General features: G+C 51.5%; 15 protein-coding genes. 12 read left to right on the forward strand and 3 right to left on the reverse strand.

Going from position 1 to position 23,784, the window contains the following annotated elements:
- Positions 1-34: 34 nt before the first annotated feature.
- Complete coding sequence (locus tag Q4E40_RS08255; RefSeq protein WP_303411344.1) at positions 35-301, forward strand: hypothetical protein; 267 nt, start codon at positions 35-37, stop codon at positions 299-301.
- Positions 302-622: 321 nt separating this feature from the next.
- On the opposite strand, the gene Q4E40_RS08260 is transcribed toward Q4E40_RS08255, so the two are convergent.
- Genes Q4E40_RS08260 through Q4E40_RS08270 form a run of 3 tightly spaced genes read right to left on the reverse strand, consistent with a single transcriptional unit; the run spans position 623 to position 3,903 of the window.
- Entirely contained in the window at positions 623-2,020 is a 1,398-nt protein-coding gene (locus tag Q4E40_RS08260; RefSeq protein WP_303411345.1) for a GH1 family beta-glucosidase, read from the reverse strand.
- A gap of 36 nt (positions 2,021-2,056) precedes the next feature.
- Positions 2,057-3,064 (reverse strand): glycosyltransferase family protein, encoded by a 1,008-nt coding sequence (locus Q4E40_RS08265; protein WP_303411346.1) that lies wholly within the window; start codon positions 3,062-3,064, stop codon positions 2,057-2,059.
- Entirely contained in the window at positions 3,061-3,903 is an 843-nt protein-coding gene (locus Q4E40_RS08270; protein ID WP_303411347.1) for a UDP-2,3-diacylglucosamine diphosphatase, read from the reverse strand. Before Q4E40_RS08270 ends, Q4E40_RS08265 begins: the two co-directional genes overlap by 4 nt.
- A 582-nt stretch (positions 3,904-4,485) precedes the next feature.
- On the opposite strand from Q4E40_RS08270, the gene Q4E40_RS08275 reads away from it, so the two are divergent.
- The 11 genes from Q4E40_RS08275 to Q4E40_RS08325 all read left to right on the forward strand — a co-directional run bounded on the left by Q4E40_RS08275 (position 4,486) and on the right by Q4E40_RS08325 (position 23,684).
- On the forward strand, positions 4,486-6,150 hold the full coding sequence (locus tag Q4E40_RS08275) for a peptide MFS transporter (protein ID WP_303411348.1): 1,665 nt from the start codon (positions 4,486-4,488) through the stop codon (positions 6,148-6,150).
- A 249-nt stretch (positions 6,151-6,399) separates the two neighbouring features.
- Positions 6,400-7,122 (forward strand): SGNH/GDSL hydrolase family protein, encoded by a 723-nt coding sequence (locus tag Q4E40_RS08280; protein WP_303411350.1) that lies wholly within the window; start codon positions 6,400-6,402, stop codon positions 7,120-7,122.
- Positions 7,123-7,179: 57 nt separating this feature from the next.
- Entirely contained in the window at positions 7,180-8,211 is a 1,032-nt protein-coding gene (locus Q4E40_RS08285; protein WP_303411351.1) for a LacI family DNA-binding transcriptional regulator, read from the forward strand.
- A 176-nt stretch (positions 8,212-8,387) separates the two neighbouring features.
- On the forward strand, positions 8,388-10,643 hold the full coding sequence (locus tag Q4E40_RS08290) for a GH92 family glycosyl hydrolase (protein ID WP_303411352.1): 2,256 nt from the start codon (positions 8,388-8,390) through the stop codon (positions 10,641-10,643).
- Positions 10,640-12,916, forward strand: a complete 2,277-nt coding sequence (locus tag Q4E40_RS08295; RefSeq protein WP_303411353.1) for a GH92 family glycosyl hydrolase — start codon at positions 10,640-10,642, stop codon at positions 12,914-12,916. Before Q4E40_RS08290 ends, Q4E40_RS08295 begins: the two co-directional genes overlap by 4 nt.
- Positions 12,917-13,017: 101 nt before the next feature.
- Positions 13,018-14,454: a glycoside hydrolase family 125 protein gene (locus tag Q4E40_RS08300; RefSeq protein WP_303411354.1), complete on the forward strand. Its 1,437-nt coding sequence runs from the start codon at positions 13,018-13,020 to the stop codon at positions 14,452-14,454.
- A gap of 53 nt (positions 14,455-14,507) precedes the next feature.
- The gene (locus tag Q4E40_RS08305) at positions 14,508-15,452 is read left to right on the forward strand and encodes an ROK family protein (protein WP_303411355.1); all 945 of its coding nucleotides are present in this window, start codon (positions 14,508-14,510) and stop codon (positions 15,450-15,452) included.
- A gap of 642 nt (positions 15,453-16,094) precedes the next feature.
- Positions 16,095-19,250 carry a SusC/RagA family TonB-linked outer membrane protein gene (locus Q4E40_RS08310; RefSeq protein ID WP_303411356.1) on the forward strand — a complete coding sequence of 1,052 codons (3,156 nt, stop codon included), beginning with the start codon at positions 16,095-16,097 and terminating at the stop codon, positions 19,248-19,250.
- An 11-nt stretch (positions 19,251-19,261) separates the two neighbouring features.
- The gene (locus Q4E40_RS08315; RefSeq protein ID WP_303411357.1) at positions 19,262-21,148 is read left to right on the forward strand and encodes a RagB/SusD family nutrient uptake outer membrane protein; all 1,887 of its coding nucleotides are present in this window, start codon (positions 19,262-19,264) and stop codon (positions 21,146-21,148) included.
- Between the two features lie 11 nt (positions 21,149-21,159).
- A complete protein-coding gene (locus tag Q4E40_RS08320; protein ID WP_303411359.1) occupies positions 21,160-21,858 on the forward strand; it encodes a DUF3823 domain-containing protein in 699 nt (232 codons plus the stop codon).
- A gap of 89 nt (positions 21,859-21,947) precedes the next feature.
- Positions 21,948-23,684, forward strand: a complete 1,737-nt coding sequence (locus Q4E40_RS08325) for a DUF4886 domain-containing protein (RefSeq protein WP_303411360.1) — start codon at positions 21,948-21,950, stop codon at positions 23,682-23,684.
- The last annotated feature ends 100 nt before the right edge of the window (positions 23,685-23,784 follow it).

The raw sequence follows: 23,784 nt of genomic DNA on the forward strand, positions 1-23,784 counted from the left end.
AAGTTCTTATGCTTAATCATTCTCTAAAACACAAATGGCTGTAAAAACGAAAATCAACTTTGAGCGCCTGAGTGCTGGCACAGAGTTGGAAACCCCAGAAGGAACAGGAAGATTCAGATTGTATAAGGAAGGAAATTTTAAAGATCAGAATGTGCTGGTGGAGCATCCGAAAGGAAGGATGAAATGGTACGCGGCGCAGGAACTACAGTTGCACGTTTCAGGCAACAGGGCCGAACAGGAGGGTGCCCGCATCCGGCCGTTTACCACCCGTGTGCCTGAGCTACTTTATTACGCCATATAAATGTCAGGATCCTTTTCTTCTCAAACCTGATTTAAGCAAATCCCTTTTTATGCGTTACTTCTTGCGGCAGCCGGTTAACCGGCTAACGTTTTTTGGGGACGCTCCCGCTGAGGTCTTTTATGCAGATGCATGCTTTAGATTCCGAATGAAAAGCAAAAGGCGCTTTCCCAAGCGGGAAGCGCCTTTTTACTAACCTTACTAACAATCTAATCTTTCACCTTGTACCAAAGATACAGCGGTTTTTGCAGGTATGCTACAGCCTTCAGCAGGCTTAACAGTTATATAACCTGGGCTTGAACCAGGCGTAACCTATGGCTGACTTTACCCCCGCTCTCCGCCTGAATCTGCCTTTTCGTTTAGGAAGTCACGGTACCACAGGCCCGAATTTTTAACGGTGCGCTGTTGCGTTTCATAGTCCACGTGCACCAAGCCAAAACGCGGCGTATAGCCCTCAGCCCATTCGAAGTTATCGAGGAACGACCACACAAAATACCCGTCTACTTTCACCCCTTCCTGTTTTGCGCGCAGCACCTGCTGCAGGTAACGCTGCAGAAAGTCCAGACGTCGTTGGTCATTGACCTCCCCATCTACCAGTTCATCAGCAAAAGCGGCACCGTTCTCTGTGACAACGAGCTTCTTAATATCACTGTACTGGCTATAGTGATGTAGCATGTGATAAATGCTTTCCGGGTATACTTCCCAGTTCATTACGGTATAGGGCACGCCTCGTTTTTGAGCCGAAACAAGATTGGCCCGCAGGAAAGGCGTCCAGAAAGAGTGCCTGACAATCTCGCGGGTATAGTTCTGTATGCCAATGAAGTCAAAATCAAAAGGCATCTTGTTCTCATCGCCTGGCATGATGTACTTTTCAATCCGGCGCATAAACTTCAGGTCGTCCAGCGGATAGCCCAGGCCGAGCGCAGGCTCCAGAAACAGCCTGTTAAGCAGTGCATCAACCCGTCGGGCCGCTTGGAAGTCCTGCTCGCGTTGGCGCAGGGGTTCTATGTGAGAGCAGGAGAAAGTGGTGCCAACTTCCGCAGAAGTGTCTATACTTTTTAAAATGCGCCCCCCTTCGGCCTGGCAGAGCACCGCATGGTGAACCGCTGGAATGAAAGAGCTAAATCCCCTGCGGCCAGGCGCGTGGACTCCCAGAAAGTAGCCGGCACCGGTAAACACCATCGGCTCATTGAGTACCATCCAGTGTTTTACCCGGTCCCCAAAGGCATGGCCACACAGAGCGGTGTACTCAGCGAACCAGTCAACGATGTCACGGTTTGCCCAGCCCCCTTTTTTCTCCAGCGACTGCGGCAGGTCCCAATGGTATAGGGTCACCCAGGGAGTTATACCCAACTCCAGGCAGTTGTCTACCAGGCGGTCATAATGCCCGATGCCTTGCCGGCTCACATTGCCTGTCCCGTTCGGCAGCAGGCGGGACCAGGAGAGGGAGAAACGGAAATCAGGGATACCCATCGACTGCATCAACAACAGGTCACCAGGGTAACAGTTAAAAAAATCACAGGCAAAGTTTCCGTTGTGGTTCTGCTTTACCTTGCCTTTCCTGCTGGTGAACACGTCCCAGATGGAGGGCCCTTTATCTGCTGTGTCATGAGCGCCTTCTATCTGGTATGCCGCTGTGGCTACGCCCCAGGCAAAGTCTTCTCCGAATGCAGTTTTATTAAGCACAGGCTGATCCTGTACTGGTGTGGTGGTATCTATCATAAAAAAGCAGTGGCCAAATCGCTGCTGCGTTACTAACTATACTTTAAAAATTTTAGGTGACGTGTTTTCCTGTACGATGCGTTGCACCAGGGCATCCGTCTCATCGGGGTAGTGCACTTCCAGGGGCTGGCCATGCTCCAGCCAGTCCTGAATCCTGGGCAGGTGTTTTTTCTTGAGGTTCTTCAGGGTGGGTACACCAAGATAATGTAAAGCTGCTGCGTTACAAGCCTGCTCAAACTGGTTTTTCATCGGCACCACCAACAGCTTCTTCTGCAGGTACAGCACTTCGGACGGGGTTCCGAAACCGGCCGCGCACAGCACGCCCGCCGATGAAGCCATGCTTTGCAGGAAACGATCGTTCTGAATGGGCTGTACAGAAACATTCTCGTGTCGGAGAGGCTGTTTGTTGTGCTTGGAGAATACCTGCCATTCGATCTTTTTAAACCGCGTGAGTTTGTTGATGATTTTGTGGTCGTCGTAGGCGGGGAGGTAAACCGTATAGTGTCCCTGGTTGCTGACTTCAAGTTCCCGGACCTGCTTGCGAATGATGGGCGTGAAGATGGAGTCATCGAACCTGGCGAAATGGAAACCATACTGTGCAGTAGTTGGAGCATAGTTTTTTAATATAAACTTCCCCATAGGATCCACCTCTTTCGGTTTGGGCACATGGGGGTTAAGCACCGCCACCTGGTTGCTCAGGCCAACACAGTGTTTTTTGGCCAGCAGACAGGCCCAAGAGGAGATCGGCTCGAAGTCAGAAACAACCAGATCGTAGTCTTTTACGGGCAGCTGCCGTATTTCCCTGTAGAAGCTGCGGGAGTTCGCCTGGGCGACGGTCTTGTAAAAGTCCACGCCGCCATTCTTTCCGAAGATGAAACTCATCCCGTTCAGCCGGTACTTCACAGGATAGGGCAGGGGCAGGTCTACCTGGCAGCCGCTCACCAGCAGGTCGACCTCACCATGCTGTTGCAAAGCAGGTATAATGTCCAGCGCTCTTGTCAGGTGGCCGTTACCGGTGCCCTGAATGGCATACAGTATTCTCAAGCGGACTTCAGGTTAAATTCAACCATCATGCTCTGAAACAGTTGTAGGTTGGTCGGTACCCGCTCCTCCTCATCTTCCATCACCACCACATCCAGGTCTTCCCTGAACTTGTAGAGGCTCCAGTCGCCGTTGCGGTATTCCAGCGCCGTCAGGTTTTCGATCCAGTCGCCGGAGTTGAGGTAAGTGACCCGGCCTTCTATGTTGGTGATGTCACGTTTTTCGGGCTGGTGAATGTGGCCGCACACCACATAGTCGTAGCTGTTGGCAATGGCAATGTCGGCAGCCGTCTTTTCGAAGTTGTTGATGAACTTGACAGCGCTCTTGACGCGGTTCTTGATGTTGCGGGAAAGGTATACCTTGTCGCGGTTGAGTTTGAGGCAGCAGAAGTTGACCATACGGTTGAGCAGGATGAGCATGTCGTAGCCCTGGGCTCCCAGCCTGGCCAGCCACTTCGAGTGCTGCATGGTCACGTCGAACACATCGCCGTGGAAGAACCAGGCTTTCTTCCCGTCGAGCTCCAGCACCAGCTTGTTTGCGATCTGGAACGAGTTCATCTGAAAGCCGTCGAACTTGCGCAGCATCTCATCGTGGTTGCCCGTGATGTAATAGACGCTGGTGCCTTTGGTTATCAGGCCCATCAGGTACTTGACCACCTTCATGTGGCTGGCTGGCCAGTAGTTCTTGCTGAACTGCCAGATGTCGATGATGTCACCGTTCAGGATGAGGACGTCAGGATGGATGCTCTTCAGGTAGGCCAGGAGCTCTTTTGCATGGCACCCGTAGGTGCCCAGGTGCACGTCGGATATAACGGCTACCTCGACTTTTCTTTTTCTTGCCATATAGCAGGCGTGGGTGAGATTGGATTAACTTTAGTAAACTTGAAAGGGGAGTAGAAGGAATGCAGGTGGTATAGGGAAACATCGAGAAGCTTTTGCGCTATGATGCGAAGGGGGTTGTTGATTGCACGTGTCATTGTTTTCTTTTTTAATGGTTTAGAAAAATCCTTGACTACAGTCTTTTTCCACTTTCCAAAAGTATGAATATGGTATTAAGTGCAGGTTAAGAGAGGGTTATGCTTGTGTTATTTCAGGGAGGTGAGGGCGAAAGACTTCGGACGGGCTGATCGCATCACTCTCTGCAAAGCCTGCAAACGATAAGTTTGCAGGCTTTTTGTTTTACAGGACACCTGAGTTTTACACTTCCTCTCCTTCCCGAGGTAGCAGATCCCGCTACCCAAATCATCCTGATTCTGGCACAGGGAGGCTGTGGATTTTGCTGCTTATCTCAACGATCTATAGCAAAAGGCATAAACCAAGCATATAATAAATAGTACCCAGCCTTGATTTTGAATTTGCAAGCGGTTACACATTTTGCAGGCTGACAAAGTATATTTACTTTCAAACAAATTTTGAGAATATACAATGTCCACTACCACTACTAGTTCTAAGACAAAACACCCGAAAGGTCTCTATTACCTTTTCTTCTCCGAGATGTGGGAGCGGTTCGGCTTCTACCTGATGCTGGCCATCTTCTTCCTGTACATGATCGATGCCCAGAACGGCGGCCTTGGAATTTCTAAAGAAAGCGCATCCGACATCTTCGGGACGTTCATCGCTTTTGTATACCTGACTCCCTTCCTGGGCGGCCTGCTGGCGGACCGGGTACTGGGGTATAGGCTATCGATCTCCATCGGTGGTATCCTGATGGCCATCGGCTATATCGGGCTGGCCTTGCAGGGCGACCTGGCAATGGTTGCTGCGCTTGGCCTGATCATCATCGGCAACGGTTTCTTCAAACCAAATATCTCTACCCTTTTAGGGGGACTATACTCTGCACCCGAATATCAGGACAAGAAAGACACGGGCTATAACATCTTCTACATGGGGATCAACCTGGGAGCCTTTATTGCGCCTTTCGTGGCTTCTTACCTGCGCAATAACTATGGCTGGGGCTATGCCTTTGCTGCTGCAGGTATAGGTATGTTCCTGGGTGTTATCATTTTCTGGCTGGGCAATAAGCATTACAAAGATGCGGATGTGCGCAAGCCGGCCGCGGCCAACGACATGTCGCTTACCCGTATTTTTAGCGTGGTGATATTGCCTGCCGTTGTTGCCGGTGTGCTAGGCTGGGTGCTTATACCTGGGGATATCTTCGGCTCGAACTCGACAGACGCCTTTATATTCGGTGCTATCCCGATCATGGTATTCTATGGTTCGCTTTGGGCCCGTGCCTCTGCCGAAGACAAACGACCAATCGCGGCCCTGCTCTCTATTTTTGCGGTGGTGATCGTTTTCTGGGCCATCTTCAAGCAGAACGGCACAGCACTCACCACCTGGGCAGAATATTACACAGACCGTGAAATGGTAGATAAACTGACCGGACCTGCCGGCGCGATCGGTATGGTGCAGGAAGTGGATCAGAGCCTGGCAACCGTGCCGGATTACGATGAGAATTTCCGATCGCGTACCGATGCCAATGGCAAAGTAGTGACCAAAGAGGGAATGGCACCCTACTTCAACAACCTGCCCAGGGAGCAGTGGCCGGCCGAGGGCCAACCGCTGAAGCTGATCTCGACGGAGCTTTTCCAGTCCATCAACCCTTTGTTTGTTATTCTGCTCACGCCACTGGTCGTATGGTTCTTCGGCTTCCTTCGGCAGCGGGGCAAAGAGCCGTCCACGCCTGCCAAGATCATGTGGGGCCTGATCATCACGGCCATGAGCACGCTGGTGATGGTAGGCGCCGTGTTTGCCGGTATGAACGGTGCAGAAAAGAGCTCCGCAATGTGGCTGGTCGGGTCTTATGCCGTGATCACGATCGGGGAGCTGTTTTTGAGCCCGATGGGCCTTTCTTTGGTGTCAAAGCTGAGCCCGCCTCGCCTGACCGCCCTGATGATGGGTGGCTGGTTCCTGGCTACCTCCATCGGAAACAAATTATCTGGGGTACTGGCAAGTATGTGGGACAAGTATGACCACAAAGCCTGGTTCTTCGTGGTAAACTGCATCGGGTCCCTGCTGGCTGCCTTCGCGATATTCCTGATGCTCAGATGGCTGCGGGAGATCGTGAAGACTCATACCGGTAAACAATAGAGCTATACCTTGTGACTTTGCTTGAAATCAGCCTAGGTGAAAGCCCGGGCTGATTTTTTTTCGTGCAATCCCGAGGTATAGCCTGGAGGCGTCAATTACTAGCGTCACAGCAGCCTGCTTTTGGAAGGAACTTGCTAATCAGATTAAAAATAATAGTTTTACGAGAGGATAGGGTTTTCGCCCGGCCTATGGCATAAGACGTACATCCTATCCAGGTTTTATCTTGCATTTGAAGCGAAAAATATAATTATGAAGAAACTGCTATCCCTCCTTGCACTCCTCTTTACGACTGCCAGCACTCAAGCCCAGGATTGGCCTAACCTGAAAAAATACGAGGCCTCCAATCAGGAGATCATCGCCTCATCCAAATACCCGAAAGCTGTCTTTATGGGCAACTCGATCACAGAGGGGTGGTGGCAACAGCGTCCGGAGTTCTTTGAGAAGCATGGTTTTGCAGGAAGAGGAATCGGTGGGCAAACGACGCCGCAGATGCTAATACGATTTACCCCTGATGTGATCAACCTGAAGCCTGAGGTGGTGGTGATTCTGGCTGGAACCAATGACATTGCGGGAAACACAGGGCCTTCCTCCGTGAAAATGATCACAGATAACCTGGCGGCCATGGCGCAGCTGGCAAAAGCCAATGGAATCAAGGTCGTGCTGAGTTCGATATTGCCCGTGAAGGAGTATCCCTGGAGCAAGGATGCTGACGCGGTAGGCATGATCGCGCAGGTGAATACCTGGATGAAGCGTTATGCAGCCGAGCAGGGCTTTGTTTACCTGGATTATTTCGCTGCGATGGCAGATGAGGAGCAGGGATTGAAGAAGGAGTACTCAGGCGACGGTGTACATCCGGATCTGAAGGGATATGCTGTGATGGAGCCACTGGTGCTGAAAGCAGTTGAGGATGCCCTGAAACAGGGGAAGAAGGATCCTAAGAAAACTAAATCCTCCAGGACCAAAAGCCTTTAAGTTTATTTTCTCTTCCTGAAGGAAGCATCATCTTAACCGCTACTGCTATACCTTAAATTGAAATCCAAGCGACCCTCCATCAAAGACATTGCATCATACATCAATGTCTCCGTAACCACTGTATCTTTCGTCTTGAACGGCAAGGGGCCGGAGATGCGTATTTCTGAGGAAGTTATCCAGAAGATACTCAATTACGCCAAAGAGATCAATTACACTCCCAACCAGCTTGCACAAAGCCTGCGCACCGGCAAGTCGAACGTGATCGTTTTCATGGTGGAGGACATCTCCAACCCCTTCTTTGCACGGCTAGCCCGCATCATTGAAGTCACTGCCTATAAGAAAGGCTACAAGGTTATTTTCTGCAGCAACGAGAACGATGACCGGCATACCGAAGAGCTCCTCCAGGTTTTCAGGGACCAGAAAGTAACCGGTTATATTATTATACCTTCGGCAGGGGCCAAAAAGCAGATCATGGCCTTGTTGGAGGAAGACGTTCCGATGATCCTCTTCGACCGCTATTTCCCTGAGCTGGAAACGAATTATGTCGTGATCGACAATGGAAATGCTACTTACAAGGCCACCAGGCATCTTATTGGGAATGGTTACAGGAACATTGGCTTTGTAACGATTGCGTCGAAACAGACCCAGATGATGGACCGCCTGAAGGGGTATAACAAGGCGGTGAAAGAGGCGAAGCTCCAAAGCCGTGTGCTCGAACTGCCGTTTGTAAAGGCTTCGGAAGGAGAGGGGTTGATGCGGCACTTCTTTGAGGCGAATCCGGAACTGGATGCCGTTTTCTTTGCAACCAACTATTTGACCCAACGTGGCTTGCTGGTGATGCGGGAGTATTTGCCCGGCAAGCTTAATGAGTGGGGCATTATGACATTTGATGATAACGAGTTCTTCCGGATCCATACACCTTCTATTTCTGCGGTGGCCCAGCCGCTGGAAGAAATCGGTAACAAACTGATGGAAATCATGCTGGAGCTGCTGAAGCATAATGAGAAGAGAACCGTGCATCAGGTGGTGCTGAAGTCAGAATTGAAAGTGCGGGATTCCTCTAAGGCGAAAGACGCCAACAGCATTTAATAACATCTGCTTATTCTATTCGGGCCCCCGTGCATCAAAAATGTAAGGGCTCCTGCTAAGGGAATTACCTGTGTGTCCGACCCTTTTTCCTTTCTAATCTTCGGACAAAGGGAACATCTTTTTTGCAAATCAGGGATATTTTCGCTTTTTTGCTAAAACGATTTAGGAATCACGTCATGAACAAGTATACACTCAAGGTCTTAGGAGTTCTATGCGGATTAGTATTGGGTAGCTGCTCTACGGTTCAGAAAGCTGTTGTAGAGCCCGTAGACTATGTTAATCCCTATATGGGGAATATAAGTCACCTGCTGGTGCCGACGTACCCGACCATGCACCTGCCGAACGGGATGCTCCGCGTTTACCCCGAGCGGGACGACTACACAGGAGTCCGCCTTCGGGGCCTTCCCGTAGCAGTTACCAGTCACAGGGGGAGCTCTGCTTTTAGTCTGAGCCCCTATCAGGGTCCTGCGTCAGGGTTGCAGTCTGTTATCAGGTATAGCTACGATCGGGAAAAGATCACCCCCTATTCCTACTATGTCTACCTCGACGAGCAGGAAATGGACGTGCATTACGGGCTTTCCTCGCAAGCTGCCCTTTATGAGATCAACTTTGGGCGTCAGGAAGACACTTACCTGGTAGTCAGTTCCAGGCAGGGGCAACTGGATTGGGACGGAAAGGCCCTCTCCGGCTACCAGGAACTGGCAAACAACACGCGCATCTATGTTTATATCGAACCTGAAACGCAGCCCACAGAGGTTTCTGTGTTACACGAAGGAAAGCTTTCAGCCGGGACTTCTGCCACTGGCCGGGAAGCGAGCCTGGTCATCGAATATCCTGCTTCGCAGCAGTCGGTAAGGCTGCGCTACGGTATCTCCTTTATTGATGCCGCTCAGGCCAGGCAGAATATGCTTCGTGAAGTAGCTGGAAAGAGCATAGCAGATCTACAAACTGTGGCTCGCAAGCAGTGGAACGAAGCGCTGGGGAAGATAAACATCGCCGGTGGTTCCCCGGATGAACGTACTGTCTTCTATACCTCCCTGTACCGCACCTTCGAGCGGCCGGTTAACATCACGGAAGATGGCCGGTACTTCAGTGCCTTCGACGGGAAAGTGCACAAAGCAGATCGTAATTTCTATACCGACGATTGGATCTGGGATTCTTACCGGGCGCACCACCCGCTGAACGTGCTGATCGATCCGGCCAAGGAAGAAGACATCCTGAACTCCTTCGTGCTGATGGCCCAGCAAATGGACGAGTTCTGGCTGCCGACTTTCCCTGAGATCACGGGCGACAGCAGGCGAATGAACTCCAATCATGGCGTACCCACGCTGCTGGATGCCTGGCGCAAAGGCCTTCGCAACTTCGATTTGAAAGCTGGCTATGAGGCTGCAAAAAATGCCATTACAGAGAAAACACTGGCTCCCTGGTCGGCAGCCCCTGCCGGAGAGCTCGATCGTTTTTACAAGGAGAAAGGCTATATCCCAGCGTTAAGGCCAGGAGAAAAAGAATACATCCCGGAGGTGCATTCATTTGAGCGACGTCAGGCAATTGCCGTTACGTTGGGAACTGCCTACGACCAATGGGCGCTGGCCGGGATTGCCGATGAACTCGGCTACCGCGAGGATGCGAAATTCTTTCAGGAAAAGTCTTACAACTACAGGCACCTGTTTAATCCCAAGACCGGGTTCTTCCATCCGAAAGATTCTACCGGAAACTTCATCGAGCCATTCGATTACAAATTCGCAGGTGGCATGGGTGCCCGGGATTACTACGGCGAGAACAATGCCTGGACCTACCAGTGGGATGTGCAGCATAACGTGGCCGATCTGATCTCCCTGATGGGGGGGCGGGAGGCCTTCCTGAAAAACCTGGACCAGTTGTTCGAGGAGCCGCTCGGCAGAAGCAAGTTTGACTTTTATGCCCAGCTACCGGACCAGACGGGCAACGTAGGCCAATTCTCCATGGCCAATGAGCCCTCTCTCCACATTCCATACCTGTACAACTACGCAGGGCAGCCTTGGAAGACCCAGAAGATGATCCGCTTTTTGGTGGACACTTGGTTCCGGAATGACTTGATGGGAGTGCCCGGTGATGAAGACGGCGGTGGCATGTCTGCTTTTGTTGTCTTCTCCCAGCTGGGTTTCTATCCGGTAACGCCCGGTATGCCGGTTTACAACATCGGCAGCCCGGTGTTTGAGAAGGCGGTGCTGGATCTTGGAAACGGAAAACATTTCACGATCATCGCCAAAAACTACGACCCGGCGCATAAATACATCCAATCGGCGCGCCTGAACGGGAAAGAGTGGAACAAGGCGTGGTTCTCGCATGAAGACATCAGCAACGGCGGGGAACTGGAACTGACCATGGGTCTGAAGCCTAATAAAAACTGGGGAACTGCCGTAGAAGCGGCTCCGCCTTCCTTGCAGAAATGAAGTGTTGGGGTTTCCATATCACGGTAGCAATTCTCCTGCTAGGCATGGGCTTTTCGGCCTACGCCCGGCAGGAGCAGGACCTGGTGCAATATGTAAACACCCTGCAGGGCACTAACTCTTCCTTCGAGCTAACCTACGGCAATACCTATCCTACTACGGCTTTGCCTTTCGGCATGCATACCTGGACCCCGCAGACCGGGAAAAACGGCGATGGCTGGAAATACCAGTATGCCAAGGATTCGATCAGAGGTTTTCAGCAGGCACACCAGTGCAGTTCCTGGAGCGGCGACTACGCTGTGTTTTCACTGATGCCGGTGGTGGGGGAGCTGAAACTGCACGAAGACCAACGCGCCTCCAAGTTCAGCCACGCTAATGAAGTAGGCAAACCCCACTACTACAAAGTCACCTTCGACAACCAGATCACCACCGAGATTTCTCCTACCGAAAGGGGTGCACACCTGCGCTTCAGTTTTCCAAAAGGGGAGAGCTCATACCTGGTGCTGGATGGCTACAACGGCCTCAGTTCCGTAACGATCGATCCGGACAATAATCGCATCACCGGCACTGTTTCCAACGGCCGTCTTGTCGGGAAGCTGATCAACTACTTTATCGTTGAGTTTGACCAGCCCTTCAAAGCTTACGGAACCTGGGAGAACCGCAAAGGCAAACAAGGACCTGGAGAAACATTTGCAGAAGGCAGGGGAGTAGGCGCCTATATCGAATTTTCATCCGGGCAGCAGGTACAAGCCCGAACTGCCTCCTCTTATGTGAGTCCGCAGCAAGCCAAGCTTACCCTGGAGCAGGAACTTGGACAGCATGCTACCCTCGAGGATACCAAAGAGGCGGCTCGACAGGTATGGAACAAGCAACTGGGGAAGATCATCGTGGAAGGCGGCACGGAAGAACAAATGCGGACCTTTTACTCCACGCTGTTCCGGGCTAACCTGTTTTCGCGAAAATTCTATGAGGTGAATGCGGCTGGAGAACCTTATTATTTCAGCCCCTATGACCTTAAGCTTCACGCCGGTTACCTCTTTACCGACACCGGATTTTGGGACACGTTCCGGGCGCAGTTTCCGCTGAATACGATTTTACACCCCACCCAGCACGGGCGCTACGTGGCAGCCTTGCTGGATGTGCAAGACCAGAGCGGCTGGTTGCCGAGCTGGTCCTTTCCCCATGAAAATGGCGGCATGATCGGCAATCACGCCATCACATTGCTTACCGATGCCTGGGTGAAGGGCATCCGCACTTTCGATCCGCAAAAGGCACTGGAAGCCTACCATCATACGGCTACCAACAAAGGCCCTTGGGGACCATCGAACGGGCGTGACGGGTGGAAGGAGTATTATACGTTGGGCTATGTGCCCTACCCGCAGTATGAGGAAGGAACCGCCAAGACCCTGGAATATGCTTATGACGATTTTGCCGGTTACCAGCTGGCCAAAGCGACGGGGAATAACTTTTACAAAGGGACTTTTGAACGGCAGATGTTCAATTACCGGAATGTTTTCGATCCGGCTACCGGCTTTATGCGTGGGCGCCAAGCTAATGGGCAATGGAACCCGGACTTTGACCCCTTTGAATGGGGCGGGCCTTATACCGAGGCCAATGCCTGGCATTACCTGTGGTCGGTCTTCCATGATGTACAGGGGCTTATTGACCTGCTTGGCGGGGGAGAGCGGTTTGTGAGCAAACTGGATTCCGTGTTCTCCTCTCCGAATACCGTGAACACGGGCTCTTACGGCTACATGATACACGAGATGACAGAAATGCAGCTGGCAAAGATGGGGCAGTACGCCCACGGCAATCAGCCGATCCAGCACATGATCTACCTCTATAACTATGCCGGCCAGCCCTGGAAGGCGCAGTACTGGGCACGGGAGGTGATGGAGCGCCTGTACAACTCTACAGAAAATGGATACCCTGGAGATGAGGACCAAGGACAGACTTCTTCCTGGTATGTGCTGAGTGCCCTGGGGTTTTACAGCGTAACGCCAGGTACGGATGAATATGTGCTGGGGAGCCCGGTTTTCAAGAAAGCGACCATCAACCTGGAGAACGGAAAGCAGTTTGTCATCGAGGCGGAAGGCAACAGCAAGGAGAATGTGTACATCCGGTCGGCCAGATTAAATGGGAAAGCCTATTCAAAGAATTTTATCCGACATCAGGATATCGTGAACGGAGGGCTGCTGAAGTTTAAAATGGGCAGTAAGCCTAACAAGTCGAGAGGGACCAAAGAAAGCGATAAGCCATACTCGGTATCCCGTTGAGCTTACTCTCGGGAAAGTTTAAGTCTCTGCACATTATCATGTATAGCGGTATGGAAAGAGCAGAGGCCGCAGTGGTAGAAGAAAGCGAAATAAGGTAATATATGAAAAGAAGAAATTTTATACAGAATGTAGCCCTTGCCGGGGGATTCGTCATGCTGGACCCCTTGTCCGCGGTAGGAGCGCCGTCACTGACGGATACGTTGTTCAAGCGTTTTCCGGAGGTGAGAACCCCCGAGACCAAGCGCCATTTCAGCAGCAAGGTGATTGAGAAAGCCATCAGGGAGTTCGGAAAAAAGGTAAAGGACGAAGAGCTCGCCTGGTTGTTCAATAACTGTTTCCCTAATACCTTGGACACCACCGTTACCTATTCCGAAAAGGACGGTCGCCCGGATACCTACGTGATCACCGGCGACATTGACGCGATGTGGTTGCGCGACAGCTCGGCACAGGTATGGCCATACCTGCCTTTCACTGAGAAAGACAAAAACCTCAAGAAACTGATCGCAGGCGTTATCAACCGGCAGACCAGCTATATCCTGAAGGATCCCTATGCGAATGCCTTCTACAACGACCCGACCCAGACAGGCCACTGGGTAAAAGACATCACCGCCATGCAACCGGGCGTGCACGAGCGCAAGTGGGAGATCGATTCCCTGTGCTACCCGATCCGCCTGGGTTACGGCTACTGGAAGACCACTGGCGATACTTCGCCCTTCAACGCAGACTGGCAAAACGCCATCAAGCTGATCCTGCATACCTTTAAAAATCAGCAGTTGAAAGACGGGAAAGGCGACTATACCTTCCAGCGGGAAACAGCTGCAGGTACCGATACCCGGGCGCTGCAAGGCTATGGGTATCCTGTGAAGCCTGTGGGACTGATCGCTTCGGCTTTCCGCCCAAGCGACGATGCGACTGTGTTTTCCTTCCTGGTACCTTCCAACTTCTTTGCAGTAGTTAGTCTGCAGCAGGCAGCCGAGATGATGACGGAGCTTGCCAAAGACAAAGCAACTGCTGACGCGTTAACACAGCTGAGTGAAGAGGTAAAGGCAGCCTTGCAAAAGCATGCGGTGGTAAACCACCCCAACCACGGGAAAATCTACGCCTTTGAAGTGGACGGCTATGGAAACCATCTGATGATGGATGACGCCAATGTTCCGAGCTTGCTGTCCCTGCCATACCTGGACGCTGTGAATGATGGGGATCAAATTTACAAGAATACCCGTAGCTTTATACTTTCACTGGACAACCCTTTCTTCTTTAAGGGTACTGCGGCGGAAGGTGTCGGTGGGCCTCATATTGCGGTAGACACGATCTGGCACATGTCCATCATCATGCAGGCGTTGACCAGTCAGGATGATGCTGAGATCCAGAAATGTATCGGGATGCTGAAGTCGACGCACGCGGGCACCGGGTTTATGCACGAGGCCTTTCACAAGGATGATGCGTCCCAGTTTACCCGTAAGTGGTTTGCATGGGCGAACACCTTATTTGGGGAGTTGCTCTGGAAGACGTATCAGGAAAAACCGCAATTGCTATAGGGAAATTGGCTGTGGTCGAGGTAAAGAAACTACAGCTAAATCAGATTAGATGAATGACAAAAGATAGGAAGATTGCCCTGGGAGTGGATATCGGGGGAAGCCATATTACGGCAGCGGCAGTGCGTTTGGACCAGTTTGAGATCATTCCCGGGACCAGTGTAAACAGAAAGATAGATAACAAGGCTACGAAAGAAGCTGTTTTAGAGGCCTGGGGAGGCACTATCCGGGAGGTGCTGGAAACCCGCATCCCGCCGTTGGGGCTGGGGAGAGCCGGGATAACAGGTATAGGTATAGCCATGCCTGGCCCGTTCGATTACCCCAATGGGATTGCGATGTTTGAGGGAAACAACAAGTACGAATGCCTCTATGAGGTGGATGTCCGCAAGCCCCTGAGTGAGCTGGTAAACATGCCGGTAGAGAAGCTTCATTTCTTCAACGACGCCTCCTCCTTTGTAGTGGGCGCAGCAATACAGCAGAAAGTGCTTCATAAAAGAACCCTGGGGCTCACCCTGGGCACCGGTTTTGGTGCAGCATTCCTGGTCGATTCCCTGCCTGCGATAAAGGGGGCTCACATTCCGGAGAATGGCTGCCTGTGGGATAAAGGCTTTAAAGATGGCATTGCCGACGATTTTTTCTCTACCCGCTGGTTTGTGCGGAAGTATGAGGAGGCGACGGGAAAAACCTGTAGTGGCGTGCGGGAGATGGTTGCATCAGGCCATGCGTCGACGCACCGTATTTTTGAGGAATTTGTTGAAAACCTGGCAGCGTTCCTGACGCCATATCTGGAGAAATTTGAGGCGCAAGCGCTCCTGGTCGGCGGCAATATCTCCAGATCGCACCACCTTTTCGTAGAGGCCCTGAGAGCCTCGCTAGGAGTGCCTCAAGGGCTGCAAATTGAGATTGTGGAGGATACGGAGAACTGTAACATGCTGGGAGCATCACATTTGATGAAACTCGATTACTGGAAGCAACAGTCAGCCTTGAAAGCCTTCTTCTAAGGCTGCATTCTTTTCATATTGTAGCTGGTCTGTAGCAATTCAGACCAATCAAATAAAAGGGCCTGCCCGGTTTTTCTTCAGGAGGAAAGCCGGGCAGGCCCTTTTACTTTAATCTCCTCTATATTATATACCCTATAACCTGATACTGGTTAAACTTATACCTTATACCTCAGTCTATACCTGCTTCTTCAGGCTTTCTATAGTCAAGGCTATAACGCCCCCTTTAATTGCGAAATCCTATGTGAGTGAGTACTCTCTATTAATACAACCAATTAATTATCATGTTGTTAACTGTGGTGCCTCAACGCAAGCCTATACTTTTCCTCCCATTACCTCCTCTGCAAGGTTGCTTTGGCCCCTATAGGGCACTTGTATACCTTAGTTTCCTGTTTGTTTTCCTATGTCTTTTAGCGAAAGTCAGGTATAGTGTTATCGCTATGTTATCCCCGGATTAAGGCTCTGTTAACGAATAAGGCCTTTTCGCAGAACAAGCCAAATTATTATTAGGGATTTTCTATTAGTGCTATTGTATTTTACTAAAACGTTTTAGTATATTTGATAACGTTGTGGAGCGATGCATTTCAGCCGTTCAGGGTGATGCAAAACCATAAGAAGTTCAAAGTTCAACTAACATCAAAAGTTATGACAAATAGATACTCTAACAGGTATTTGCGTAAGGGATGGGGGCTGGTGTCTTTCGCTGCTTTCCTGTCGTACTTTCCTTCTCAGGCAGGTGCCTCGCTTTACAATGTGCCCGAAAACAACATGGCGTTTGCGTTCATGCAGGATCAGGCCACAATCAAGGGCAAGGTGGTAGACGATCAGGGGATGCCGCTTCCGGGTGCCAGCATCGTGGAGAAGGGGACGACCAATGGTGTAACCTCCGATGCCGACGGAAACTTCTCCATTAAAGCACGACTGAACACCGTGCTTGTTGTTTCATACTTGGGCTATAAGTCTCAGGAAGTGGAAGTCGCCGGGCAGACGAATCTGACTGTTGGCCTGGAAATAGATGCAACAGGCCTCGGAGAAGTGGTTGTGGTTGGCTACGGTACCCAGAAAAAGGAAAACCTTACTTCTGCCATTTCCACTATCAGAGCCAAAGACATCGTCACTACGACCAGCTCCAGCCTGGCCCAAAGCCTGCAGGGCAAGGTTCCCGGACTGCAGATTCGTCAGCAAGACGGCGAGCCTGGCAGCTTTTCATCTTCCATCAATATCCGTGGGTTCGGGGAACCTCTTTATGTCATCGACGGGATCGTGCGGGATGGAGGAGTCGAGTTTCAACAGCTTAACCCAAACGACATTGAGAGTATCACCATCCTGAAGGACGCTTCTGCGGCCATCTACGGCCTGAATGCCGCCAACGGCGTTATCCTGGTGACCACCAAGAAGGGTAAATTAGGAAAACCTTCCTTCAATTACACTGGTACGGTAGGCTTCCAAACGCCTACTGATGTGCCGGTGATGTCGAATGCAGCCCAGTATCTTGAAATGTACAACGATGCTGTTTTCTATCGCGACAAAAACCACTACATATCAGCCGATGAACTGCAGCGCTGGCGCGAGGGAGGTCCCGGCTATACGAGCACGAACTGGTTCGACGAAACCTTTAAGGACTATGCTACGCAACACCAGCACAACTTCTCCGTGCGTGGAGGTACCGAGAAGGCCGACTACTTCGTGAGCCTTGGCACCTTCTCTGAGGGTGGATTATTCAAGAGCAACGACATCAATTACAACCGGTATAACTTCCGCTCCAACCTCGGCCTGCAGCTTACCAACAACCTGAGGGCAGAAGTGATGCTCTCCGGAAGGTATAGCGAACGGGAATACCCGGGCGGCGACGGGTTCATGTGGATCTACAAAGGCACCATCATCAGCCACCCGCACGAACGTCCCTTCATCAACGACAATCCGGACTACCCTGCCAACATCCACAACCAACAGAACCCGGTGTTGATGGCTCAGAAACGCTATGCAGGCTATACCACGAACGAGAACAAGGACTTTACCTCCTCTGCTTCCCTTGCCTGGAGTGTACCTTTTCTGGAAGGACTGGAGGCAAGGGCAACTGCTTCCTATGACAGCCGGAACATGTTCAACAAGAATGTCTGGAAAAACTATACCGTCTACTCACCGGATCTAACACCGCAGGTGATCAACCCGCCACGAATTGCGAACGCCATTGATGATGCGAACCGCCTGGTGTTCCAGGGGCAGTTAGCGTATGAGAACACTTTTTTTGACCGGCACAACGTCAGTGCAACGGCAGTTTTTGAACAGAAATACTACGAGAAGAAATACTCATTCCTGAAACGGGAATACGACTTCTTTACCACGGATGTGGTGGACTTCGCGGGCGGGCTTCAGACCAACGCGGGCAGTGAGGTAGAAGAGGCCACCATGTCCTATATCGGGCGCGTGAACTACGACTTCTCATCAAAGTACCTGGCAAGTTTTGCCTTCCGTTACGACGGGTCCTACCGCTACGCACCGGGCAATCGCTGGGCGTTTTTTCCGACTGTTTCCGCAGGATGGAGAATTTCAGAGGAGAATTTTATCAAAGACAACTTAAACTTTATCAACGATCTGAAGATCAGAGCCTCTTATGGGCAGATCGGTGAAAACGTGGGCGCTCCCTTTCAGCACGTGCTAGGGTTTAGCCCATCGCCCAACCAGGGCGCAGAATTCACCAACGGTATAGTGACGGGTGGCATGGTGGCCCCAGGCGTGATCAACCCGAACTTCACCTGGGTGGAGTCAACAATTGCCGACATCGGTATAGAAGGCAGCTTCTTTAACAACAAGCTGAGCTTTGAGGCCGACTACTACGAACGGGAGAAAACAGGGAAGCTGAAAACCCGTGAAGGGGGCCTGCCGAACACTTTTGGAGGGGAGATGCCCATCGAGAACCTGGAAAGTGAATTAACGAGAGGTTTTGACTTCATTGTTTCGCACCAGCATAACATCAACGATTTCAACTATGGGATAAGTGTCAACATGAACCTTGCCCGTACGATGCACAAGGTGGTAGACAAGCCGGACCCTACCAGCAGCTATGACCGCTGGAGACACGGCTTCCCGAACAGGTGGAACGATTTCGTGTGGGGTCATGACCGGACGGGTCAGTTCCAGAATCAGGAGGACATCAACAACGGCCCGATTCATGGTGGCAACCAGGGGAACTCACAAATCCTGCCGGGAGACTTTATCTATGATGACGTGAACGGAGATGGAATCATCGATGGCAAGGACGTGATGCCTATCTTCAGAAACGGTACTCCGAAGCTGTTCTATGGTCTTACGCTTACCGCTGGCTACAAGAACTTCGACATGACGGCCGTATTCCAGGGAGCATCCTTGTACACCATCCGATTCAATGAGGTATACAGCCAGATGTTCTTCAATGGCGGTAACATCCCTTCCTACTTCTACGACAGATGGCACCTGGCAAATCCTTACGATCCGAACTCAGAGTGGGTACCGGGAAGATGGCCTGCCAACCGCTTTGCAGAGTACATGCAGTCTTCCTACAGAGATAGTGATGCCTGGAGAATGAATGCCAGCTACCTGCGCATGAAGAGCATCGAGATTGGCTATACCATCCCGTCGCAAATCACGGGCAGGACTTTCGTCAACCAGGTGCGGATCTACGCCAACGCACATAACCTGCTGACATTCTCTGATTCCTTCCTGAAACAATTCGACCCTGAAAAACATGAAGGTCAATACCAGGGTGGTTACAACTACCCGCTGATGCAGAGCTTTAACTTCGGAGTGAATGTTTCTTTTTAACTAGCAAAATCATGAAAAATAGAAGCTTAAAATATTTGTTTATAGCGCTCCTGGTAGGATCCTTCAGCTCCTGTAATGATTCCCTGGACGTTGAACCGAAGAACAAAGTGCCTGCAGAGGCGGTGCTTTCCGACCCGAACGGGATTCGCAGCTACCTGGCGAATATGTATTATGAATTGCCGGTTGAGGATTTCGTGTATTTTCCACGTGCCGGGTTCAACGCCCGCGGTAACACAGGTTCCCTCTCCCTGGCCCAATACGGACTGGAAGCCATTCACTCAGAGTGGCCTAACTGGAATGAGTTCAACAACCAGTGGTGGACGCGTGGATACCAGCTCAACCGGGATATCAACCTGCTGGAGGAGTCAGTGGGCAAAGTTAATTTCTCGGAAGCGGAGAGGACCACGATTGAAGGGGAAATCGCTTTTCTTCGTGCCTATACCTACTATGGTTTTGTGAAAAGGTATGGCGGGGTGCCCATCATCACCGAGAATCAGAGCTACTCTACCGATTGGGAGAGCCTTCGGGTGCCGCGTAAAACCGAGAAAGAGACCTGGGATTTTGTGCTGACCCAATTAGACATTGCTTTTGATAAACTTCCGGAGAACAGGAATAGCCAGGACGAAACAAAGCGAAGAGCCACGAAATGGGCTGCGGCCGGCTTGAAATCACGCGTTGCCCTGCATGCCGCCTCCGTGGCCAAATACTGGAACCGCGCCCCGCTTTCAGGGCAGGCTGTCGACGCCGGGTTGGTTGGGATGCCAGAGTCTGAAGCGAACCGCTACTACCAGGAGGCCATCAAAGCTTCTGAAGCCGTGATCAATTCCGGTCGGTTTGGCCTGTACATGGCGAACCCATCCAGTCCGCAGGAGGCAGCCAAAAACTACCAGAAACTGTTTATGCAGCCAAACGACGCCCTGACAGAAGTGCTCTTTATGAAAGGGTACGGCCATGCTGGCGGTCCACTGGCCCACGACTATGATGGCTGGAATAACCCCAACCAGACAGGCGAAGGCTTCCCGCACGTAGGGCGCACCAACCCGGTACTGGAGTTGGTTGACCGGTACGAGAATTATGAGAAACCGGGAGAAGCTTCTCCGATCGTCACGACCGCCAACGGACAGGTACAGGTAGGGGATTTCAACCCTTCTGCCGATTACATCCGGTTCTCTTCTCCGGAAGATATCTTCCAGGGGAAAGATGCCCGTTTCTTTGCTTCCGTTATCCATCCCGGCGCGGTATGGAAAGGCACGGAGATCGTGATCCAGGGTGGTGTCATTCGTCCGGATGGCAGTGTCCTGAGCACAAAGGGATCGGTTGAGCACAAGGGTACAACCTATCACGCCTACGGGGCAGCGACCAGCAACCAATACTCCGGTTTTGATGGAACACCCAACATGACGCGTACAGGTTTCCTGTTGAAGAAGTTTTTGGATGAAGGAGCCAGCATCAATACCTGGTTACAATCAACCACCGACTTTATTGACATCCGCTACGCGGAAGTCTTGCTGAACCATGCCGAAGCGGTAGCCGAGAGCGGACAAGGGAATGCAGACCTGGCCAGCCAGGGGCTGAACGCCATCAGAAGAAGGGCAGGTCACACGGTTAATATTCCGCTGACGCTGGAAAATGTGCTGCGCGAGCGTGCTGTGGAACTGGCCTTTGAGAACAAAGAGTACTGGGACCTGATCAGAAGACGCACCTACCACCAGATCTTTAACAATTACGTGAAGACTGCGCTGGTGCCTATGTTAGACCTGCGCGGAGAGGAGCCAGCCTATATCTACATCAGGAAGAGGGTGCCGGGAGCACAGCCCAATACCTTCCCCGAGAGAGATTACTACAGCAGCATCCCGGGTGTAAACAACAACGGAGTCATCCAGAATCCTCAGCATTAAGAAAGACAGTTATGAAAAGTATCAAGACATTAAGCATTGCCCTGCTAAGCGTGTTTCTGCTGGGTGGTTGCGAATTGAACGAACTCGACAATTATGAAGGTCCGAATGCAACCATTAATGGCGGAATTTATGACAAGGAGACTGGGGAGCTCATTCAGCAGGACATCATCAACGGGATGCAGATCGAATACATCGAACACGGGTTTGAGAAACCCCAGACCCAGTATGTGGTGGTGAAGAACGACGGTACCTACCGCAATAACCTGATGTTCGCAGGAGACTACACCATCAAGCCGGTACGGGGCAACTTCGTGCCAGTGGAGGCTGAGGAGATCGTGGTGAAGGGAAATACCGTGAAGAATTTTGAGGTGCAGCCCTACATCCGTGTCCGAAATGCCAAAATCGAGCGGCAGGAAAACAAGATCGTAGCCACTTTCAATCTGGACCAGACGGTGACAAACAAGGTCAGCCGGATCGGGTTGTTTGCCCACCAGGAGCCTAACGTAGGCGCTCCCCTGAATAAGGTGGCGTCAGTTGTGAACCTCAATGAGGTTACCAACGATGTAACGCAGTACAGATTGGAAATTAACCTGGAAGCCAACAGCAGCAGCCTGACACCCGGCAGTAAGTACTATTTCAGGGTAGGGGCCTTGGTTGACGCTCCCGAGGCAAAGTATAACTATGCACCGCCAGTGCTTATTGAATTATAATATCCGGGGAACCCTCGTGCAAGCCTCCCCCGAAAGCGCCTGCACGAGGCTCCCTATACCTGATATCAATCAACTAATCATCTGAAAATATGAGACCTTTTCTACAAGGACAAATGAAAGTGCTCCTCTATGTAATGCTGAGCCTTTTCTCCCTGACTGCCATCTCTTGTGATAAAGACGATGAAGTACCGGGCATGGAGCAGTCGGTGGTGCTGGATACCAGCAACAAGACGCTTCCGGTTGGGGGCGAATTGGTGGTAAAGCCCACCTTTACACCTGGTGTGAAACCGCAGCGGACCTACAGCTGGGTGACCAGCAATCCGGAGGTGGCGGGTGTCAGCATGAAGGACGACTACTCTGCCGTGGTTGTTGCCAGAAGAAGCGGGGTTGCCAGCATCACGTTCATCTCTTCCGACAGGAAGGTGAGCGCTGCCTTTGACGTGACTGTCACTGGTCCGGAAGATGATGGCGTGATCAAGGTACTGGCCATCGGAAACAGCTTTTCGGAGGATGCGGTAGAAAGTTATTTATACGAACTGGCAGCAGCCAAAAATATTCCGATCGTGATCGGCAACCTGTACATCGGGGGAGCTTCGCTGGAACAGCACTGGAGCAATGCGCAGGGCAACGCTCCTGCCTATGACTACAGAAAGATCGAGAAAGGCGAAAAGACGAACAAGTCGCAAACGACAATTGAGTACGCTGTGAAGGACGAAAACTGGGATTATGTCAGCTTCCAGCAGGTGAGCGGTAGCTCCGGAAAATACGAAACCTTTACTACGCCACTGCCCGCCCTCGTGAAGTATGTGAAAGAGCGCACGACCAATCCGGAGACGCGGTATGTCCTGCACCAGACCTGGGCTTACTCCGAAAACTCCACCCACTCCGATTTTCCTAACTACGGCAATGACCAGAAGGCGATGTATGCCTCTATTGTGGAGACTTACCGGAAAGCGAAGATTGCCTACGACATGGACTACGTGATTCCGGCAGGCACCGCCATCCAGAACGGGCGCAACACCCTGATCGGCGATAACTTTACCCGCGACGGCTACCACCTGGATTTCGGAATCGGCAGGTATACGGCAGCGAGCACCTGGTTTGAGGCACTTACCGGCATCAGTGTGGTGGGCAACCCCTACAAACCAGCCGGTCTGACGCAACTTGATGCTGAAATAGCGCAGCATGCTGCCCACGCGGCGGTAGTAAATCCGGATAAAATCACCATTCTGGCCGATTATCAGGCAGGAAAGGCAGCGCCGCTGACGGCGCCAGTCTATGTGAACTTCGGACACAAAATCGCTCCGAAATGGAACACACTGGGCGACCATCACGAAGGCGCTTCCATCGGAAACCTGAAAGACGAGAGCGATGCCTATACCAATATTGCACTGGTCGTGACGCAGCGCTTCAATGCGATGAACGAGGTAGGTGAGAGCGTGACGAACACGGACTTCAACATGCCTGCAGAGGTGTCGACCCAATCTTACTACGGTAACACCCGTGGCGTATGGCAGAACCTGGAGATCAGGCAGAGTCAGTTCACGTTGTCGGGTCTGGATAAGAACACCACGTATAACCTGTGTTTTTTTGGGTCTAGGGCTGGCGTTGGCGATAACCGCGAAACGAAGTTCATCGTCTCCGGAGAAAACGCGAAGACGGTATACGTTCAGACCTCGGGCAACAAGGATAAAACAGCTTGCGCTGACGGCATACAGCCCGACTTCAATGGTACGATTACGGTTACCGTAACTGCGGGCGAGAATAATAACAACGGGTCCGGCTTCTATTATCTGAATGCGATGCGACTGGCTCCGGGAAAATAAAATTGGTTGTTTGTTAATAGATTAGGTTAATTGAGCCAGAGTTCACTTCACTGTGGACTTTGGTTCTTTTTTATAGGCGGTACTAAGTCTGCTGCCATAA

Origin of the sequence: Pontibacter coccineus (genome assembly GCF_030546575.1) — a bacterium.
In the GTDB taxonomy this organism is placed as follows: Bacteria; Bacteroidota; Bacteroidia; order Cytophagales; family Hymenobacteraceae; genus Pontibacter; species Pontibacter coccineus.

Bases quoted from the DNA above. Each gene is read 5' to 3' on its own strand.
- Q4E40_RS08320 (WP_303411359.1), top strand. From the start codon at position 21,160: ATGAAAAGTATCAAGACATTAAGCATTGCCCTGCTAAGCGTGTTTCTG.
- Q4E40_RS08255 (WP_303411344.1), top strand. From the start codon at position 35: ATGGCTGTAAAAACGAAAATCAACTTTGAGCGCCTGAGTGCTGGCACA.
- Q4E40_RS08295 (WP_303411353.1), top strand. From the start codon at position 10,640: ATGAAGTGTTGGGGTTTCCATATCACGGTAGCAATTCTCCTGCTAGGC.
- Q4E40_RS08300 (WP_303411354.1), top strand. From the start codon at position 13,018: ATGAAAAGAAGAAATTTTATACAGAATGTAGCCCTTGCCGGGGGATTC.
- Q4E40_RS08290 (WP_303411352.1), top strand. From the start codon at position 8,388: ATGAACAAGTATACACTCAAGGTCTTAGGAGTTCTATGCGGATTAGTA.
- Q4E40_RS08280 (WP_303411350.1), top strand. From the start codon at position 6,400: ATGAAGAAACTGCTATCCCTCCTTGCACTCCTCTTTACGACTGCCAGC.
- Q4E40_RS08270 (WP_303411347.1), bottom strand. From the start codon at position 3,903: ATGGCAAGAAAAAGAAAAGTCGAGGTAGCCGTTATATCCGACGTGCAC.
- Q4E40_RS08305 (WP_303411355.1), top strand. From the start codon at position 14,508: ATGACAAAAGATAGGAAGATTGCCCTGGGAGTGGATATCGGGGGAAGC.
- Q4E40_RS08275 (WP_303411348.1), top strand. From the start codon at position 4,486: ATGTCCACTACCACTACTAGTTCTAAGACAAAACACCCGAAAGGTCTC.
- Q4E40_RS08310 (WP_303411356.1), top strand. From the start codon at position 16,095: ATGACAAATAGATACTCTAACAGGTATTTGCGTAAGGGATGGGGGCTG.
- Q4E40_RS08260 (WP_303411345.1), bottom strand. From the start codon at position 2,020: ATGATAGATACCACCACACCAGTACAGGATCAGCCTGTGCTTAATAAA.
- Q4E40_RS08315 (WP_303411357.1), top strand. From the start codon at position 19,262: ATGAAAAATAGAAGCTTAAAATATTTGTTTATAGCGCTCCTGGTAGGA.
- Q4E40_RS08325 (WP_303411360.1), top strand. From the start codon at position 21,948: ATGAGACCTTTTCTACAAGGACAAATGAAAGTGCTCCTCTATGTAATG.